At 30.3% G+C, this 17,225-nt stretch carries 17 protein-coding genes and 1 tRNA gene; 10 read left to right on the forward strand and 8 right to left on the reverse strand.

What is annotated here, in order from left to right; translation table 11 throughout:
- Window positions 1-672 precede the first annotated feature (672 nt).
- The 3 genes from AC27L2_RS08250 to AC27L2_RS08260 all read left to right on the forward strand — a co-directional run bounded on the left by AC27L2_RS08250 (window position 673) and on the right by AC27L2_RS08260 (window position 5,539).
- The gene (locus AC27L2_RS08250; protein ID WP_487211281.1) at window positions 673-3,618 is read left to right on the forward strand and encodes a T9SS type A sorting domain-containing protein; all 2,946 of its coding nucleotides are present in this window, start codon (window positions 673-675) and stop codon (window positions 3,616-3,618) included.
- A 210-nt stretch (window positions 3,619-3,828) separates the two neighbouring features.
- A complete protein-coding gene (amrB, locus tag AC27L2_RS08255; RefSeq protein ID WP_487211283.1) occupies window positions 3,829-4,893 on the forward strand; it encodes an AmmeMemoRadiSam system protein B in 1,065 nt (354 codons plus the stop codon).
- A gap of 13 nt (window positions 4,894-4,906) precedes the next feature.
- Window positions 4,907-5,539 carry a class I SAM-dependent methyltransferase gene (locus AC27L2_RS08260; protein WP_487211284.1) on the forward strand — a complete coding sequence of 211 codons (633 nt, stop codon included), beginning with the start codon at window positions 4,907-4,909 and terminating at the stop codon, window positions 5,537-5,539.
- Between the two features lie 216 nt (window positions 5,540-5,755).
- On the opposite strand, the gene AC27L2_RS08265 is transcribed toward AC27L2_RS08260, so the two are convergent.
- Both AC27L2_RS08265 and AC27L2_RS08270 read right to left on the reverse strand, forming a co-directional pair.
- Complete coding sequence (locus tag AC27L2_RS08265) at window positions 5,756-7,015, reverse strand: coiled-coil domain-containing protein (protein WP_487211285.1); 1,260 nt, start codon at window positions 7,013-7,015, stop codon at window positions 5,756-5,758.
- 4 nt (window positions 7,016-7,019) lie between these two features.
- Complete coding sequence (locus AC27L2_RS08270; RefSeq protein WP_487211286.1) at window positions 7,020-7,469, reverse strand: hypothetical protein; 450 nt, start codon at window positions 7,467-7,469, stop codon at window positions 7,020-7,022.
- Between the two features lie 143 nt (window positions 7,470-7,612).
- Here AC27L2_RS08270 and AC27L2_RS08275 point away from each other — a divergent pair, with 143 nt between their 5' ends.
- On the forward strand, window positions 7,613-8,263 hold the full coding sequence (locus AC27L2_RS08275) for a cation efflux transmembrane domain-containing protein (protein WP_487211352.1): 651 nt from the start codon (window positions 7,613-7,615) through the stop codon (window positions 8,261-8,263).
- 6 nt (window positions 8,264-8,269) lie between these two features.
- Here the strand turns inward: AC27L2_RS08275 and AC27L2_RS08280 are convergent, their stop codons facing one another.
- Window positions 8,270-8,977, reverse strand: coding sequence for a hypothetical protein (locus tag AC27L2_RS08280; protein ID WP_487211288.1), 708 nt, complete (start codon window positions 8,975-8,977; stop codon window positions 8,270-8,272).
- Window positions 8,978-9,142: 165 nt separating this feature from the next.
- Here AC27L2_RS08280 and AC27L2_RS08285 point away from each other — a divergent pair, with 165 nt between their 5' ends.
- The 3 genes from AC27L2_RS08285 to AC27L2_RS08295 are packed head-to-tail and all read left to right on the forward strand — an operon-like array spanning window position 9,143 to window position 12,231.
- Window positions 9,143-9,664, forward strand: a complete 522-nt coding sequence (locus tag AC27L2_RS08285) for a hypothetical protein (protein WP_487211290.1) — start codon at window positions 9,143-9,145, stop codon at window positions 9,662-9,664.
- A 21-nt stretch (window positions 9,665-9,685) separates the two neighbouring features.
- Window positions 9,686-11,869 (forward strand): TonB-dependent receptor, encoded by a 2,184-nt coding sequence (locus AC27L2_RS08290; RefSeq protein ID WP_487211291.1) that lies wholly within the window; start codon window positions 9,686-9,688, stop codon window positions 11,867-11,869.
- 23 nt (window positions 11,870-11,892) lie between these two features.
- Entirely contained in the window at window positions 11,893-12,231 is a 339-nt protein-coding gene (locus tag AC27L2_RS08295; RefSeq protein ID WP_487211292.1) for a PAS domain-containing protein, read from the forward strand.
- Window positions 12,232-12,237: 6 nt separating this feature from the next.
- On the opposite strand, the gene AC27L2_RS08300 is transcribed toward AC27L2_RS08295, so the two are convergent.
- Window positions 12,238-12,309: transfer RNA gene (locus AC27L2_RS08300), tRNA-Arg, on the reverse strand.
- A gap of 169 nt (window positions 12,310-12,478) precedes the next feature.
- Here AC27L2_RS08300 and AC27L2_RS08305 point away from each other — a divergent pair.
- The 3 genes from AC27L2_RS08305 (at window position 12,479) to AC27L2_RS08315 (ending at window position 14,515) form a co-directional block, all read left to right on the forward strand.
- The gene (locus tag AC27L2_RS08305; RefSeq protein WP_487211294.1) at window positions 12,479-12,997 is read left to right on the forward strand and encodes a hypothetical protein; all 519 of its coding nucleotides are present in this window, start codon (window positions 12,479-12,481) and stop codon (window positions 12,995-12,997) included.
- A 110-nt stretch (window positions 12,998-13,107) separates the two neighbouring features.
- Window positions 13,108-13,401, forward strand: coding sequence for a hypothetical protein (locus AC27L2_RS08310; RefSeq protein WP_487211295.1), 294 nt, complete (start codon window positions 13,108-13,110; stop codon window positions 13,399-13,401).
- A 67-nt stretch (window positions 13,402-13,468) separates the two neighbouring features.
- Window positions 13,469-14,515 carry an LA_2272 family surface repeat-containing protein gene (locus tag AC27L2_RS08315; protein ID WP_487211296.1) on the forward strand — a complete coding sequence of 349 codons (1,047 nt, stop codon included), beginning with the start codon at window positions 13,469-13,471 and terminating at the stop codon, window positions 14,513-14,515.
- A 216-nt stretch (window positions 14,516-14,731) separates the two neighbouring features.
- On the opposite strand, the gene AC27L2_RS08320 is transcribed toward AC27L2_RS08315, so the two are convergent.
- The 4 genes from AC27L2_RS08320 to amrA are packed head-to-tail and all read right to left on the reverse strand — an operon-like array spanning window position 14,732 to window position 17,225.
- Window positions 14,732-15,154: a DUF5362 domain-containing protein gene (locus tag AC27L2_RS08320; protein WP_487211297.1), complete on the reverse strand. Its 423-nt coding sequence runs from the start codon at window positions 15,152-15,154 to the stop codon at window positions 14,732-14,734.
- 19 nt (window positions 15,155-15,173) lie between these two features.
- Window positions 15,174-15,800: a carbonate dehydratase gene (can, locus tag AC27L2_RS08325; RefSeq protein WP_487211298.1), complete on the reverse strand. Its 627-nt coding sequence runs from the start codon at window positions 15,798-15,800 to the stop codon at window positions 15,174-15,176.
- Between the two features lie 46 nt (window positions 15,801-15,846).
- Window positions 15,847-16,665, reverse strand: coding sequence for an AmmeMemoRadiSam system protein B (gene amrB, locus AC27L2_RS08330; protein WP_487211299.1), 819 nt, complete (start codon window positions 16,663-16,665; stop codon window positions 15,847-15,849).
- Window positions 16,662-17,225 carry an AmmeMemoRadiSam system protein A gene (gene amrA / locus AC27L2_RS08335; protein ID WP_487211300.1) on the reverse strand — a complete coding sequence of 188 codons (564 nt, stop codon included), beginning with the start codon at window positions 17,223-17,225 and terminating at the stop codon, window positions 16,662-16,664. Before amrA ends, amrB (AC27L2_RS08330) begins: the two co-directional genes overlap by 4 nt.

Genomic DNA, 17,225 nt, shown 5'->3' on the forward strand with positions numbered 1-17,225 from the left:
AATTTTTAATTTTTTGATTACCATGTTTCACAAGGTGACAAGAGTGAATAAAAAAGTCATTCTGATTCCGCCAGAGGCGGACGAAGAATCTAAATTTAATTAAACATTATTATGTCAGAAAAAAATAATATCGTTAATATTCTTATAACAGGTAAACCTGCTCGATGTAGACAAGCTAAACAAAGTGGAGAATCTTTAACTTATTTGGATTCTTTGGTCACTGCGTTCTCTCAGAATGACATATTAATATCTGTCATTTCTGATTTTAGCAAGCGAGCTGTGTGAAGCGAAGTATCTAAATTTATAACTTGTCATTATAGGCAATAAAAAATGAGATTCTTCGTCGTCCGCCTAAGGCGGACTCCTCAGAATGACTAAAAAAATATAAATGAATTCAAAACAACGAAAGTAAACATAAAGTCATTCTGAGTGAAGCGAAGAATCTTTTAGGAATGCAGATTGGTTTTTTAGATTCTTCGATCACCTAGCATAAGGCAGCTCCTTAAGAATGATATAATCCTTTACAGTCATTCTGAGCGAAGCGAAGAATCTCTTTGAAAAATATTTTACTAATTGATTTTTCTTACTTCAAAAAAATTGACATTATGAATTCTTCTGTTTAATTCTATGAAATTATTTTTGAAAAATTTTATCATTAATCCCGGAAATACTATGTATAAAAAAGAAATTTTAATAATACTCTTCTTGTTTTCATTTAACCTGTATGCTCAAAATTTTTCCGGTGGATTTAATTTTTATCTGCCATCTAATGATACAAGTTCTCAAAAATTTTTACCGAACTTTCCAATTGATAAAATTGAAGATGATGAATTTGTATCGATTGATTCTGAAGGAAAATTTAGTGTGAAAGGAAAAAGGATTCGTTTCTGGGGAACCAACTTTGGAGCTGATAATGCATTCCCGCCAAAGGATAAAGCAGGATTACTTGCAGGCAGACTTAGAAAATTTGGCTTTAATCTTGTTAGAATGCATCATCTCGATAATCCATGGTCGAAAAGAAGTCTTGTCGGGAAAAGTGATACTCGTTTGATTATTCCTGCTTATCTTGATACTCTCGAATTTATAATTGCAAAACTCAAAGAAAATGGAATTTATGTGAATATGAATCTTCATGTCTCAAGAACATTTCGAATTTTTGATGGAGTAGTTGATTATGATTCGCTTCCAGAATTTGGGAAAGGTGTAAATTTCTTTGACCCTTATATAAAAAGTCTTCACAAAGAATATGCACGACAACTGCTTACTCATGTAAATCCATATACTGGAAAAGCATTGGTTAATGACCCGGTTATGGCAATGATCGAAATTACAAATGAAAATTCATTATATCGATTTTGGAGAGATAATCAATTAAAACCAATCTCATCCGGCGGTGTTCTTCCATATTATTATTCAAAAATGCTTGATAGTCTTTGGAATGATTTTTTACTTAATAAATATCGAACAACACAAAATCTTCAAGCCGCATGGAATAAAGGGACGGTAGCTTTTGGTCAGAATGAACAGGTAAAAAATGGCGGATTCGAAAATCCCAATCCAAGAAATTACTGGGCACTGGAAGAACATAATGGTGCTGATGCAGATACCTCGCGGGATAATTCTGCAGCTTATAAAGGAAATTCCAGCTTTAAAGTTGTTGTAAAAAAAGCAACTGGCACAGATTGGCATATTCAATTTAAAATGCCCACTGCAACAATTATTAAAGATTCATCATATACATTTTCTTTTGCTGCACGTTCAGATTCTCCAAAAGAAATTAGTGTCAGTGTTATGAACGATAATTCACCTTGGAATTCTTACGGTTGGTATTCAATTAAATTAACAACAAGCTGGCAAACATTTTCTTTCAGCATAAAAGCACCCGAAAATAATATTGGACATACAAGATTATCTTTTAGTCTTGGAAAAGAAATAGGAACTTACTGGTTTGATGAAATTAGTTTTACAAAAGCTGGTGTTGCAGGATTAGAACAAAATGAATCTCTCGAATTAAGAAATGTTGCAAGAATCGATTATGCAAAATGTGTTCAGTATACGAATCAACGTGTTAAAGATATGTCTGAATTTTATATCAATCTTGAGAGAAATTATTTTAAAGAGATGATTAAATTTTTGAAGGACACATTAGGAGTAAAAGTACCAATAGTTGGAACAAATTGGAATGTAGGTCCAGCAGATTTAGCAGCAATGTCAGATGCAGATTATGTTGATAATCATGCGTATTGGGACCATCCACAATTTCCTGCTGAACCATGGTCTTCAACAAACTGGTTGATTAATAATACTCCGATGGTTAAAGATAATAATGGTGGAACAATTCCAGGTTTATTTGCTGGTGTTCCAATTGTTGGAAAACCATTTACAGTAAGTGAATACAATCATCCATTTCCTAATCGATATCAGGTTGAATCAATTTTATTTAGTTCAGGTTATGCTTCGTTTAATGATGCAGATGCATTTATGTTTTTTGATTACAGCGAAGCATTTGAATGGGAAAAAGATTTTATTGCAGGTTACTTTGGAATAAACCGCAATTCTGTTTTAATGTCTTTCTTCCCATCAATAGCTTATGCTTTTAGAAATGAATTAATAAAACCATCTGCAAACCCAATTTATGTTAGTTACACTGCAGATACATTATATTCACTTCCAAAAAATGATGCATCTGGATGGAGTGGTCCTTCTTTTTACGACAGAAAAATTTCTTTAATTCATGCTGTTAAAACAGAAAATTATTTCGGAACAACCACAACTAATTTTAATCAGCTGCCTCCAGTTTCTGGAAATTCATTTACAACAGATACAGAAGAAATAACATGGAATACAAATGATGGAACATTAATTATATCTTCACAAAAATTTATTGGTGCAACAGGATATCTTTCCAAATTGAAAGGGAAAAAAGTTGGAAGTATGATGATTGCTGACATTTTAACTTCAGATGATTTTGGAACAATTACATGGTTATCGCTTGATGACAACATTATTTCTTCTTCAAAAAAATCATTGCTTACAATTGGAACAAAAATTCAAAATACTGGAATGATATGGAATGGAAACACAACAATAAACAATAACTGGGGAAAAGCACCAACTCAAATCTATCCATTGAAAATAAAAATGACTTTGATGATTTATGCCGATTCAATTCGAGTTTATCCGCTCGATAATAAGGGAAAAGAAATTTTATCACAATCATTCATTGTAAAACCATTTCAATCAAATCAATATTTAATTGATGTTGACCAATCAGTTTTCAAATCACTCTGGTTTGGAATTGAATGTTATGGCGAAGGAATAAAGTCAGACATTAATGATTATGGTTCTTTACCGACAGAATATAAATTGGAACAAAACTATCCCAATCCATTTAATGGAACTACAATTATAAAATATCAAGTTCCTGAAAACACAATTGTTAAAATAAAACTTTATGATATTTTAGGAAGGGAAATTAAAACACTCGTTGACGAATATAAAACTTCAGGCTATTATCAGATTGAAATGAATTCAGATAATATTTCAAGTGGTGTATATTTCTGTACTTTTCAATCAAATAATTTTGTAGATGTAAAGAAAATTGTTCTTATAAAATAATTATAATGTTGTTTGTAATGTTTGATTAATAGTTTATTTCAGATTATCTAATTTAAAATGTCATGCTGAACGAAGTGAAGCATCTTAAAAATAAACGAAGTGGATCATCTTAAAAATTATTTTATGGAAAGATGTTTTGAAAATGTTTTTAGTATTTTTAATCACCTTTTGATATAGATTAAAATGTACATAAGAAAGTAGTTAATAAATATGAAAAACAAAATTTATCTTTTATTTATTATAACTTTTTTTGTTCTTTTAGAATCATTTTACTCTCAGAATATTCGCCCAATTCGAGATGATGTTGGATTCTGCTGGAATTCTGAAGAAATGAAAAATTTTATTGAATATCTTGATAGCATTTACAATGGAGAAGAACCAGATAAAGAAAATTTAATTGCTGCAATTTCTGTTCATGATGATTATTTGTATGCAGGAAAAGTTTATTATCCACTCTTTAAGCTAATCAATGCAAAAGAAGTTATAATTTTTGGTGTAACACATGGAACAGTAAGAAAAGAAGTAAATCCACCAACAGAAGTTTTGATTCTTGATAATTTTGATTCATGGAAAGGAATTTATAATGATGTAAAAATTTCTCCATTGAGAGAAATAATTAAATCGAAACTCAATAAAAAATATTTTGTGGTTAATAACAAAGCTCACGAAGTTGAACATTCAATTGAGGCATTAATCCCATTTCTTCAATTTTATAATCCAGATGTTAAGATTACTCCAATTATGGTTACTCAGATGTCGATTGAGAAAATGGAAGAAATTTCTCTTCAGCTTTCAAAAATTATTACTGATTACATCAAAACAAATAAATTGAAACTTGGTAAGGACATATTTATACTTATTTCCAATGATGCAAATCATTATGGAGAAGATTTCAACAACACACCTTATGGTTTGGACTTGAACGCACATCAAAAGGGAATTGAAAATGACCAGCGGATTATAAATGAATATTTAATTGGAATTGTTGAACCTGAGAGAATAAAAAATCTTGCAAAAGAAATTTTGCCTGATGAAACTAATCTGAAAATTATTCCTCTTTGGTGCGGAAGATATCCAATTATTTTTGGACTTTTTACATTAAATAAAATTGCAAATAATCTTGGAATTAAAAATATTGAAGGAAAGTTGATAAAATATTCGGATACATTTACAGAAAAAGTTTTGCCGTTTAGAAAATCATCTATGGGATTAACAGCGCCGTTTTCACTCAAACATTGGGTTGGATTTTTCACACTTGGATTTTATATAAAATAATTTTGGATAAAAAATGAATTTGAATCCTTGGCTTGAAATTCCTGCATCTGATTATGAAAATCACATGTCTGCTCCAAATGTTGGACAGCTTCAGATGCTTAATAAAATTTTTAAAGATGTTTTAGATGAATTCAATCCAAAATCAATTTGTATATTAGGTTGCACTACAGGCAATGGCTTTGAACATTTAATTAATCGTAACATAAATGAAATTATCGGAATCGATGTTAATAAAAATTATTTGGAAGAATGTTACAATCGTTTTCATAATTCACTGCCGCAGCTTAAATTAATTTGTGCCGATTTAAATGAGATTGATTTGCATAGCAATAAATTTGATTTAATTCACGCCGCATTAATTTTTGAATATGTTGATGTTAAAAAAGTTCTAAACAAAATAAAAAAGTGGCTGAAGCATCAAAGTATTTTATGCGCAGTTTTTCAACTTCCGAGTGAAAATGCCACCCCAGTTTCAGAGACACCTTATGTTTCATTAAAATCATTAAGTTCAATTATGACACTTTTTGATAAAGCTGAAATAGAAAAAATGATTAAAGAAAAATTTTTATTAATCAATTCTTACAATGTCAACCTTCCTCAAAATAAAAAATTCTTTGTTGTATACTGCAGAAAGAAAAATGAATGAGTGGATGAAATTGATTAAAAATTTCTATGTACTATTTCTAAGTTTTGCATTTCTTATTTAATGAATAAATAGAACACAGGTAATCGCACAAGAGCATATTTGCACAGAAATGAAAATCTTCGTAAAGCTGACCTTTAAAAATTCTGATAAACTTGCTCTCTTACAGCAAATCTTTGAAATTAGGATTCTATTTATAATGACCTTTGATTTATAAGGTCATTGCTGTTCGTCTAATTTCTTTTCTTCTATTACAATTTTCTTTTTGTTTTTGCTGTTTATAATAAGCGTTACAATTAGAGCAATGATTATTAATCCACCGACAACATAAACCCAGTTAAATTTAGAGGGAGGAGAAATTTTTTCTTTCCATAAAGCTATATGAGCTTCGATTGAGTCTTTATCTGCTTCTGTCATCATATTGTTTTCAATTAAAATTGGTATCCATACAGGCTGAACAGACTTGAAATAAACACTATCAGTAAAAGTATAATATGTGTTTAGTGATTCGTCTTTACTTTTTACACCAAGATTTTTGATTTCATCATCAATGAAAGAATAAACACTGTTTACAAATTGTTCTCCGCTTCTGAATGGCAAAACAGCCAAATTTTTTTCTCTAAACAATTGATTAACCTGTGTCCATATTTCATCATTTAATCTGGAATTCCACTCGAAAAACAATCCATCAATGTTTGCAATTTCTGCTGCTTTATCCTGTTTTGTTAAATATACATCGCTGAGTTTTGGACCAATCTGTTTCCACAATTTATTAAAGTCCTGATATTGCTTTTTCATTTCACTTAAGTCTTTAGGTGTAAGTTGAGTTACTTTCATGTATTGGATATTATCTGCAATAGTTCTTTCAATGTTATAAAATAAATTACGGCTGTCAACTCTTGTAATGATTGCTTGTTTTTCTGCTTCGTTTAATGTTGCTGGAGTTTTCAGAAATTCTGTTAATAAACTATCAATAATGTCTCTTACAAGCATATCTCTTTGCTGAATATTAGCTTTTAACTGAGCAATCAATCTTTGAAGCGAAGCAATTGTAGCTGCATCTTTTTTAACCTGAAGATTAAGTGCTTTTATCTGTGCAATTAAATCCTGATTCTTTTCACTTAATTCTGTAACTTGAGATTTTAATGTTCCGACCTCAGTTTTTAGTTCTGTTATTTGAGTGAAATCACCTTTACGGATTTCAAGTGCTCGCTCAAGTTTTGCAAATGCCGATTCAAAATTTTCTGGATAAAGAACTTTATCGAGCAATTCTTTATCCTGAAGATATTCATTTTTGAATTTAGTAATATTTTCAGCAATCAAATTACATTCTTCCAGACTCGAAGCATCCTTGATTGCTTCTTCATAAATTTTATATTGCTTTTTGAATGTTTGAGTTTTTTCATAATCTGATTGTGCAAATGCAATCGAACATACTGTAAAAAATAAAATTGAATAGAGTAAATATTTTTTATTCATAATCTTACCTCACAATACCTTTTTGATTCAAAAGATATTTTTTTGAGCCATCAATTAATTCAATATTTGGTGCTTTCTGATTAAAAGCAGGCTGTATGAGCTCTTCACTTTCTGATATTTTAATTTTATTGACTAATTTCATTCCGCCTTCAACTGGAATTAATACATAAACATTTTTGAATTTAGATGCGGTTATAAAATAATATCCAGCTTGATTACGTATGATTCTAATTTCTTTTCCAAGAGCAAGATTTGAATCCTTAAATTCTTCATAAAATATTGGTTTAACATTTACCGAAAACGTATAACGGTCTTCTTTTATAAAACCTTTTTCATCTACTTTGATTGCATTTTCAATGGGCCAGGAAAAATCTGCGGGCTTTAATATAACTACTGCACATCCTGAAATAAAAATTAGTATTAAGATTACCATACAATACTTTAACTCTCTCATTTTTACCTCCGCAAAAAATTTGCAAGTGAAACTTAATGATTTGGCAAATTATTTAGAAGAAAATTATTTGTGTAACATTCAAATTAATGAACTTTGTTTTGCATAATTTTGTATTGTAAGAAAAATTATTGCTAAAATTAATCATGGAAGAAGCTATCTCTATCAAATACAGGCAGAACTTATATAAATATGCTTTTATTCTTGCATATATTACTATAGGTTATAACATACTTGAAGGATTGATTTCGATTTTTTTCGGTTTAGAAGATGAAACCTTATCTCTCTTTGGCTTTGGAGTAGATTCTTTTGTGGAAGTGATTTCTGGTGTTGGAATACTTCATATGCTTATTAGAATTAAAAACAACAACAGCGAAACAAGAGATGCATTCGAAAATACTGCACTTAAGATTACAGGAACTTCATTTTATTTGCTTACAATTGGCTTAGTAGTTTCAGCAGTTTATAATCTGTTTACTGGACACAAACCCGATACAACATTCTGGGGAATTGTTATTTCTTTAATATCTATTGTTGCAATGTCGTTTTTAATTTTTTATAAAATGAAAATAGGAAAGCTGCTTCAATCGGATGCAATTATTGCTGATGCAAATTGCACAAAAACATGTTTGTACTTATCGATTGTTTTGCTTATTTCAAGTGCAGGATATGAAATCACAAATATTGGCGGTCTGGATTCAATAGGAGCTTTAGCCATAGCCTGGTTTTCCTATAAAGAAGGAAAAGAAGCATTTGAAAAAGTTAAAACAGGAAAAAACTGCAGCTGCGAACATTAATTCCTCTCAATCAAAAATCTTTTCAAGATTTTGATATTTTGTATGAACTTCTTCAACTGCATCAATGATGTTTTTCTTGACATTTCCTTTCTTTACAACTGTATATAATTTTTCGATAGAATTATTTAATTCGTTTCTGTACTTGTTGAATTCTTCTTTTTTGTTTTCAAGTCGTGCAGGCAATTTTGCTTTCATTAAGTCTTTCATTTTTGTTTTTAAAATTTCTACAGACTTTTTGATTTTATCGTAATCATAATTCGGAATGTAATGATGATAAAGCATATATAATTCTTGATGAAAAGAATCTAATTCTTTAATTGCCGGCTTAATTAACCTAACGAGATATTCATATTGAGAATGAAGCTGCTCGACAGCTTTAAGAACTGCTGCAGTATCATTTTTGACAAGTGCAGCTCTATATCTTTCGATAATAGCATCAAGCTTTCTTACACCTTCATCCCATTTTTCTTTTTTATCTCTTAAAATTCCCGGCAATTCTGCATATCTTATTTTTTCAAAACCTTCATCAATCGGGCGCATTAATGATTTCATCATTTTAACATCTTTTTGAGGCCATGCTGTATGCCACAGTTGATAAATTACATCATGGAATTCAGTTAATTCTTTTACCTCTGCCTTTGTCTCATCATTTATATTTTCCTGTGCGAGTAATGAAAGAGTTGAAAATATTAATAAAACGAGAACTTTTTTCATATATCTGCCTCATTATTTTTTGCAAAATTAAGATTTATTAAAATGAAAAAGAAAGTTTTATGTTCACTTATTCACAAAATTTATACTTACTAAAGTGAGATTAATATAGTTATTGTTGATTATCTAATATTATTCTATTTTAATATAAAAAATTACTAAGGGCTAATGATGATTAAAAAGTTTTTATTGTTTTTGTTTGCAGCATCTTCACTTTTATTTTATAGTTGTGACAAGGGAATTGAACCCGAACCAGAAAAACCTTCAGGTCCATCAGGATTTTCCGGCAAAATTACTTTTATCGGTAAATGGCCTGAAGGTGTAAAAAGAACTCATCTTGTTGTATTTAAGAATCCAATTACAAAAAGTGAAGATTTTTTCCCGCCAAATCTTTCTTTTGTTTCTGATTCAATACCATACAATTCAAGTGAAGTTTATTATAATTCAATCGAGAATAATTTTTTGCCAATACTTCAGCTTGGCGAAGGAGAATATTCTTATGTTGTAGTTGCTCAATCTAAAACTCCCGAAATTTCACTTGATAGAAAAGACTGGTATGTAGTTGGAGTTTACTGCATCAATGGAGACCAAACAAAGCCTGCAAAGTTAATTATTCAAGCAGGTAAAATTACAACAAATGTTAACATTGTTGTTGATTTTAATAATCCACCACCTCAGCCGCCAATGTAATAATTGATGAGGAGAAATGATATGAAAAAGTTATTAGTGATTTTTATTATTCTATTATCAAATATTTATGCGCAAAGCGGATCAATAAGAGGAAGAGTAATAAATGAAACTGCTCAACCTGTAATTGGTGCAAATGTTGTTGTTGAAGGAACATTCTATGGTGATGCTGCTGATGAAAATGGATTCTTTGAAATAAAAAATATTCCTTATGGAAATTATGTCTTAGTTGTTTCAGCCATTGGTTATGAAAGAAGAAATATAAAAATAAATTTTAATCAAAATTTTAAACCAATCACTATTATATTAAAAACTTCCGTAATTGAAACTCAGCAGGTTATAGTAACTGCAGGAAAATATGAACAGAAAAAAGAAGACCTAACTGTGAGCACAACTGTGATTCAGCCAGAAATAATTAATAGAAAAAATTATAAAACATTCGATGAGTTGTTAAGAGATATTCCCGGTATTCAGATGAATCTTGAACAGGTAAGCATCCGCGGTTCAAGCGGTTATAGTAAAGGTGTTGGAGCGAGAGTTTTAGCAGCAATTAACGGCATACCATTTTATTCAGGGGATAATGGTGATGTTGTGTGGGAAATGATTCCAATGTCTGATATCGAAAGAGTTGAAATAATAAAAGGTCCAGCAAGTTCTTTGTACGGAACATCAGCTATTGGAGGAGTAATAAATATAATTACAAAACCAGCAGTAAAATCTCCCATTACAAATATAAATTCATACTATGGATTATACGATAAACCTGTTTATGAAACATGGAGATGGAATAAAAATTACAGAAGTTTTTATGGGTTGGAAATCACACATTCGAATTCATATAATAATTTGGGTTACACAATTTCACTGAAAAAATTTGATGACCTCAGTTACAAGCGAGATAACTTCAGCAAAAAATATTTTGGATATCTTAAAGTAAATTATAAAAACTCAGAAAATAGTGATGTAACTTTTTTTGCAGATTATTTGAATATGAACCGCGGTAATTTTTTATACTGGAAAGATTCACGTCATGCTCTTGTGCCTAAAGATGAAGATACGAATAAAACTGTAAAATCAAACAGAATTTTTACAGGATTAATTTATCACAACAAGTTCAATGAAAATCTTACTGGTGATTTTAAGTTGAGCTACTATCATACAAGATTTGATGGTTATGGGATTGAAGTTACAACATCTGATGCAAATTTATTCCGCAGCGAAGCTTTGATTAATTACAATCTTTCCAAACAATTTTTGATTACAACAGGTTTAGAAGCTTCGGGTTCTAATGTTAAATCAAATATTTTTTCTAATACTAAATTTCTGGGATTCGCTTCTTACTTTCAAACGGAATTCAGAGGAATAAAAAATTTAATTGCTACTCTGGGAATTCGTTATGATTATATAAAACTATTTCCTTCCAGCGGCAAAGATACAATTGGCGGAAAAAATGCAATAACTCCACGTGCAGGATTGAATTATAAACTAAATTCCAATTTAATATTAAGAGCTTCTATTGGAACAGGTTTCAGAGCACCAACTCCTGCAGAAGTATTTACAACTGCTGGTGTTGGTGGTGGAATTGATGTCAAAGAAAATCCAAACTTAAAATCAGAAACAAGTTTTTCACTTGAAACCGGTGCAATTTATCAATACAACAATAATCTAAATTTTGATATTGCATTTTACAGAACAGACTATAACAATTTTATTGAACCCAATTTGACTAAAGAGGGAAAAATTCAATTTATAAATTTGAGTAAAGCAAGAATTTTAGGATTGGAAATTATTGGCGACTGGAATGTTGTTCCATCATTATTAAAATTAATGATTGGTTATAATTATATGTGGGCAAGAGATATTCAAAAAAATAAAGCAATGAAATACCGTCCAAGAAATACATTTAATGCTCAATTAAATTTTAGTCCAATGCCTTTTGAATTTGGGGTCGATTTCAGATATGCAAGCAAAGTAGAAGAAATAGATTATGAAATAACACAACCGCCCTTAGCACTTGTGATTGATGGTGATAAAAGAGTTCCAGTATATGTTACAGATGTTACAGTTGGATATAATTTTTTCATTATGAATAAGCCATCAAAAATTTATTTGAACGCAAAAAATATTTTTAATTATTATTATGTTGAATTTATTGGAAATCTTGCACCATTAAGAAATATTTCTGTTAATTTGCAAATGTATCTGTAGATTTATTTTTCAGAGGTTGAACCATGAATTTTGAATTAGGGAACTCTATTCCAGCAGCAATAACAATTTGTAATACTGAAGGCATAATTATTTATATGAATGACAGAGCTGCAAAGATGTTTCAGGATAAAGGAGGTTATGATTTAGTAGGAAAAAATTTATATGACTGCCACAATGAAAAATCAAAAATCATTATTAAAGAATTAATTGAAAAGAAAAAAGAAAATATTTATTCGATTGAAAAAGAAGGAAAAAAGAAAATTATTTATCAATCTCCATGGTATGAAAATGATGAAATGAAAGGATTAATTGAATTAGTAATTGAATTGCCAAATAATATGCCGCATTATGTGAGAAAATGAATTTAGTACCCCCGGCGGGAGTCGAACCCACATTACAAGCTCCGGAGGCTTGTGTTCTATCCATTGAACTACGGGGGCTTAATTATAAATACATATAAAATTATATTCACAATAAAAATAAAAAATATTTTGGTATAAATTTTTTAGCAGTATTTGTAAAAAATAAAAGATAAAATTAATTGGTATATTGACTTTTAGAAGATTTTACTAATTTATCAGTGAGAATATTTAGATAAGGAGAAAAAAAGTGTCTTACAAAATGAAAAAAGCTGTTGATGAAATTATAACATCATTAAAAAAACTGCCCGAACCGGGAAAGAAGACTGGTTCTTTTTGGAATTTTATGAAAAGCCAATTGTACGAAGAAACTCAATGGGACCCCGAGCATATTAAAATAATTGAAGGAGAAATTGATAATTATTTAAGTAAGCTCGATAAAAAATCGCTTACAGAAATGTGGAAAGAAACACCCACCGGCAGTGAAAAATTTGACATAATTGATAAACCTGATATCAAAGAAATGAAAGCCGATATTACTGATGATTTAATTGGCAGGGTAATGGATAGAATGGATGAAAAATATTCATCACGAGATTCATTTTTCATGGAACAGGAAGAACCTGCTTATTCAAATAAAAAAAATAAAAGCGAAGATGATGATGTTGATGAGGATATAGAAGAACCGGAAGATTTCACAGAAGAAGATTTTGGATTTGATGATGATATGTTTAATGAAAATAGCGAAGATGATGACTACGATTATTAAAAAATCTTATCTTTTAGTTTTGGTTTTATCACTATCATCATATTCACAAGAAAAAATAATTTTATACATCAAAAAATTCTTTTTTTCATTACGAGAAAAATGAATTTAACTTGAATGATGTTTTTTTATTTCAGCGTATAGACAGAATAAAATCAAATGAATTCTTTTTATTTGATTCATCAACTGTCTGGCTGCAAACAAAATATTTAATCGACAACTTTAATGAGGGCAACACTAATTTCGAAAATTATTCTGAAATGATAGCTTCTCCATTGCTTGCAAAATATTATAAGTCACAAAATTATAGCCACCTTAAGATATTTCTTCAATCAGTGCAAATTGGGGCAGTTGGTTATCTTGCATATCTTCACTTAAAGAAATATGGTTTCTTGAAAAAGAAGTAATATTTTCATGTAACTCTCTGAGGGTTAGACAAGTCTAAATCGTTGCAAATAAATTGGAGAAGTAAAAATGAAAAGAATGTTAATTCTCTTATTAATTCTGTTTTTCTATTCGATTAATTATTCACAGGATTTTTCTTTTGATGAAGACACAACAGATTTTGTATGCTCGCATTCAAGTCTTGATATTGGAATTAACTCAACAGGAATTAGTTTTGGAAATTCAGAATGCTGGAACGGAATAAGAATTAATACTTCAGATTGTGAAGTAAAAAATGTAAATGGAATTAATATTACTTTGTGGAAACCTGAAGAAAATCCAGCATCAACTATTAATGGAATTGCATTAGGAATTGCACCTGCAGCAAAAAATATTAATGGTTTATCATTTGGACTCGCAGCATTATTAGGGAAGAAAAATTTAAGAGGAATTAATATTGGAACAATTGCAACTGTGGGTGGAAATATTCAAGGATTAAATTTTGGCGGACTTGCTCTTGTATCAAGGGATAATATTGCAGGAATTAATTTTGGCGGTTTTGCATCTGTTGCTAAAGGTAACATTTCCGGAATTAACTTTGGTGGTTTTGCTCTTGTAAGCAATAAAAATATTAGTGGAGTAAATATTGGCGGACTTGCTCTGGTTTCGAAAGGTAATATTAATGGAATTAATTTTGGCGGACTTGCACTCGTATCGAATGGTAATGTTAGCGGGATAAATATTGGTGGTCTTGCTATAGTTTCAAAAGAAGGAATTAAAGGAATTAATGTTGGAGGTTTAGCTTTAGTAAGCAAAGGTGATATTTTTGGATTGAACCAATCAATTATTGCAACATTTTCTAAAGGAACAATTAAGGGAATTAATTTTTCTGGCTACAAAATGGAAGCAGATGAATTTTACGGATTAAATGTTACACCAGGCTGGGTAGAAGTTGGTAACCTTTATGGAATATCAATAGCATCTTTTCATAAAATTGAAGGAACTCAAAAAGGATTAGTAATTGGGATTTTGAATATTGCAGAAGAATTGAAAGGCGTTCAGCTTGGATTAATTAATATTGCAAGAAATAACAGTGGGATATCAAAAGTACTTCCTTTAATTAATTTTCATTTTTAATAAAAACTTGGACGGAACACGGATATCAATCAATTGATATTTTTATTCTTGTTTATATGATTTATCCGTGTTCCCTAAAATTTTATTTTCTCGCATAAACAGCATCAAAGATTTTCGAATCTTAGTTATCAATAGTTGAATTCATTTTGTTTGTAAATTTGTTGTTATCAACAATCCTAATGCATAATTCAATTAATTAGCAAAAACAAATGAAAATTATATTGTATTGTATTCAAATTCTCTCATCTGCATCAATGTGCTTAATCCGGAAGCAAAAAATATAATAATTAGAGCTATCCAGATTAAGGTTAAAATTATGCCGATGATTATTAAGATTTTTGTTATTCGAAAAAATTTCCCCTGCAGTTCGAATCCCATTTTAAGAGCGGCAGCTTCGTTTGTTGCTTTAAAGATTGCAAATTGGTCTGCTGCTTCTCGTATTCTCAGTCCAATGATTATAATTGGAACACCAATTAAAGCACCAATAATTGATAAGCATGTAATGGCTCCATAAATAATTGTAAACATTCCAACAAAGCGCATATCTCTTATCATCCTATCAAAAATCAATTGGAATGGTGTAAGTGGTTTAACTTCTCCTGATTGAGATTCAAGATTAATTCCTTCAAATTGTTCCATTAGATTTTCCCCTTGATTGTCAAATTTTATATAGTGGATTTAATTGGTCGATGTTAGAAATGCTTACATTCAAATCTTTCAATAATCCATTTTCAATGCTGTAAATCCAGCCATGAACTGTAAGTTCCTTTTTTGCCTTCCATGCATTTTGAACTATTGTAGTGTTGCATACATTTGCTACCTGCTCAATTACATTTAATTCACATAGTAAATTTAGTTTATTATTTTCATCAACTATGTTGCTGAATTTATCTTGATGAAATCGATATACATCTTTAATGTGTCTCAGCCAGTTATCAATTAATCCGTGCTCTTTATTTTCGAGTGCAGCTTTAACTCCGCCGCAGCCGTAATGTCCACAAACAATAATATGTTTTACTTCAAGAACTTCAACTGCATATTGAATTACTGAGAGACAATTTAAGTCTGTGTGTACTACTACATTTGCAATATTGCGGTGAACAAAAATTTCTCCTGGTAATAAATCCACAATTTGATTTGCAGGGACTCTACTATCTGAACATCCAATCCATAAATATTCTGGTTTTTGTTGTTTTGAAAGCTTGTTGAAAAAATCCGGGTCTGATTTTTTAATGTTTTCAGACCAAGTGCGGTTTCTTACAAATAAATGTTCAAGTTTAGTCATAAACCTCCTTTATTCTGTGAAAATAAGTAGAGTATAAATATAATTTTTAATTATAAATTGCAGCAGATAAATAACCTACAACTTCAGAATTATCACCTGATACATCACCGGAATCAGAACGATGAAGAACTTTTGATTTTCTTTTTTGAATTAAATCTGCTGTTCTCATTAGAGCAACAATTGCACCTCCGCCGCAAGCTTCGCATCTGTTATTTTCAAGGTCTCTTTGTAATCCCTCGTAATCAAAATTTTGTATGTGTTTTTCAACTATTGAATCTAATTCGTCAGCTGTTCTTTTTGAATAGTAATGAGATAAATCTGAACTTGCCACAATTAATGTTTGGTCATCTACAACTTTAGAAAGTTTTTCTGCAAGTTCATAGACAAAAATGCGGTTTTGATCGCCCATAACAATTGGGACAATTTTAAAATCATCAAGCACCATTTGAAGAAATGGAATTTGAACTTCAACAGCATGTTCAGAGCGGTGTCCCTGAATTCCTTCAAAAATTATTTTACTGCTGCTTATTAATTCAGAAGAAACTGTTTTATCAATTTCAACTTCTCCAAGTGGTGTTTTGTAAGCATCTCCGTTATAAATTGAAATTCCTGCAAAGTATTCTCTATGACTTGGAGAAATTATTATTACAGTTTTATAATTTTTATTCTTAACAGCATTGTATGCATAGGCTGCAGTTTTTCCTGAATAAATATATCCAGCATGAGGTGAAATTATTCCTGTAATATTTTCTATATTTTCTGATGGCTTTGATGTCTCGAGAAGAATTTGAATCTCTTCTTTTAATTTAGAAGGAGATGAAGGATAAAACATACCAGCAACAGATGGTTCTCGTACTTGTTTCATTTTTCCTCCAATTCTTTCTCGTTGAATACAAGAGCAGTAAAGCCGCTTAATTTTAATTGTTTTGTTCTCCAGTATCCAGCAGGAAATCCTGTTTTTTGACAGATAGCATCGAGAAATTGTTCTTTGTTCATATTGTGTTCAACCGGAACCTGAGGCAAAAGTAAACCGCGCCTTCCTTTTTCTTCGAGTATTAAACCATGTTTACCAACAATAATTTCATCATAACTGTTCAATTGAAATGGTTCTGATAATACAGATATTTCAATTTCAATGTCATCAAGTTCAGATTGCCGCACGGGTGGAAATCTTGGGTCGTTTAATGCAGCACTTACTGCAGCATCACAAACAGTTTCATAAAGCGGTTTATCGGAAATGATATAACCAATACAACCACGCAACCTTCCAAATTCTGTTAATGTAACAAAAGCACCTGAGTGCGATTTTAACGAAGGATATTTTTCATAATCGGGTTTTGGAATTTCTTCGCCTGTAAAAATTGAATTAATTGCCATGCGAGCCGCTTTAAGAAGAATTTTCTTTTCTTCTAATGATAATTCCAT

Source organism: Rosettibacter sp. KY25 (genome assembly GCF_057554405.1).

Coding starts and splice junctions, on each gene's coding strand:
- AC27L2_RS08250 (WP_487211281.1), top strand. CDS start 673: ATGTATAAAAAAGAAATTTTAATAATACTCTTCTTGTTTTCATTTAAC.
- amrB (WP_487211283.1), top strand. CDS start 3,829: ATGAAAAACAAAATTTATCTTTTATTTATTATAACTTTTTTTGTTCTT.
- AC27L2_RS08260 (WP_487211284.1), top strand. CDS start 4,907: ATGAATTTGAATCCTTGGCTTGAAATTCCTGCATCTGATTATGAAAAT.
- AC27L2_RS08265 (WP_487211285.1), bottom strand. CDS start 7,015: ATGAATAAAAAATATTTACTCTATTCAATTTTATTTTTTACAGTATGT.
- AC27L2_RS08270 (WP_487211286.1), bottom strand. CDS start 7,469: ATGAGAGAGTTAAAGTATTGTATGGTAATCTTAATACTAATTTTTATT.
- AC27L2_RS08275 (WP_487211352.1), top strand. CDS start 7,613: ATGGAAGAAGCTATCTCTATCAAATACAGGCAGAACTTATATAAATAT.
- AC27L2_RS08280 (WP_487211288.1), bottom strand. CDS start 8,977: ATGAAAAAAGTTCTCGTTTTATTAATATTTTCAACTCTTTCATTACTC.
- AC27L2_RS08285 (WP_487211290.1), top strand. CDS start 9,143: ATGATGATTAAAAAGTTTTTATTGTTTTTGTTTGCAGCATCTTCACTT.
- AC27L2_RS08290 (WP_487211291.1), top strand. CDS start 9,686: ATGAAAAAGTTATTAGTGATTTTTATTATTCTATTATCAAATATTTAT.
- AC27L2_RS08295 (WP_487211292.1), top strand. CDS start 11,893: ATGAATTTTGAATTAGGGAACTCTATTCCAGCAGCAATAACAATTTGT.
- AC27L2_RS08315 (WP_487211296.1), top strand. CDS start 13,469: ATGAAAAGAATGTTAATTCTCTTATTAATTCTGTTTTTCTATTCGATT.
- AC27L2_RS08320 (WP_487211297.1), bottom strand. CDS start 15,154: ATGGAACAATTTGAAGGAATTAATCTTGAATCTCAATCAGGAGAAGTT.
- can (WP_487211298.1), bottom strand. CDS start 15,800: ATGACTAAACTTGAACATTTATTTGTAAGAAACCGCACTTGGTCTGAA.
- amrB (WP_487211299.1), bottom strand. CDS start 16,665: ATGAAACAAGTACGAGAACCATCTGTTGCTGGTATGTTTTATCCTTCA.
- amrA (WP_487211300.1), bottom strand. CDS start 17,225: ATGGAATTATCATTAGAAGAAAAGAAAATTCTTCTTAAAGCGGCTCGC.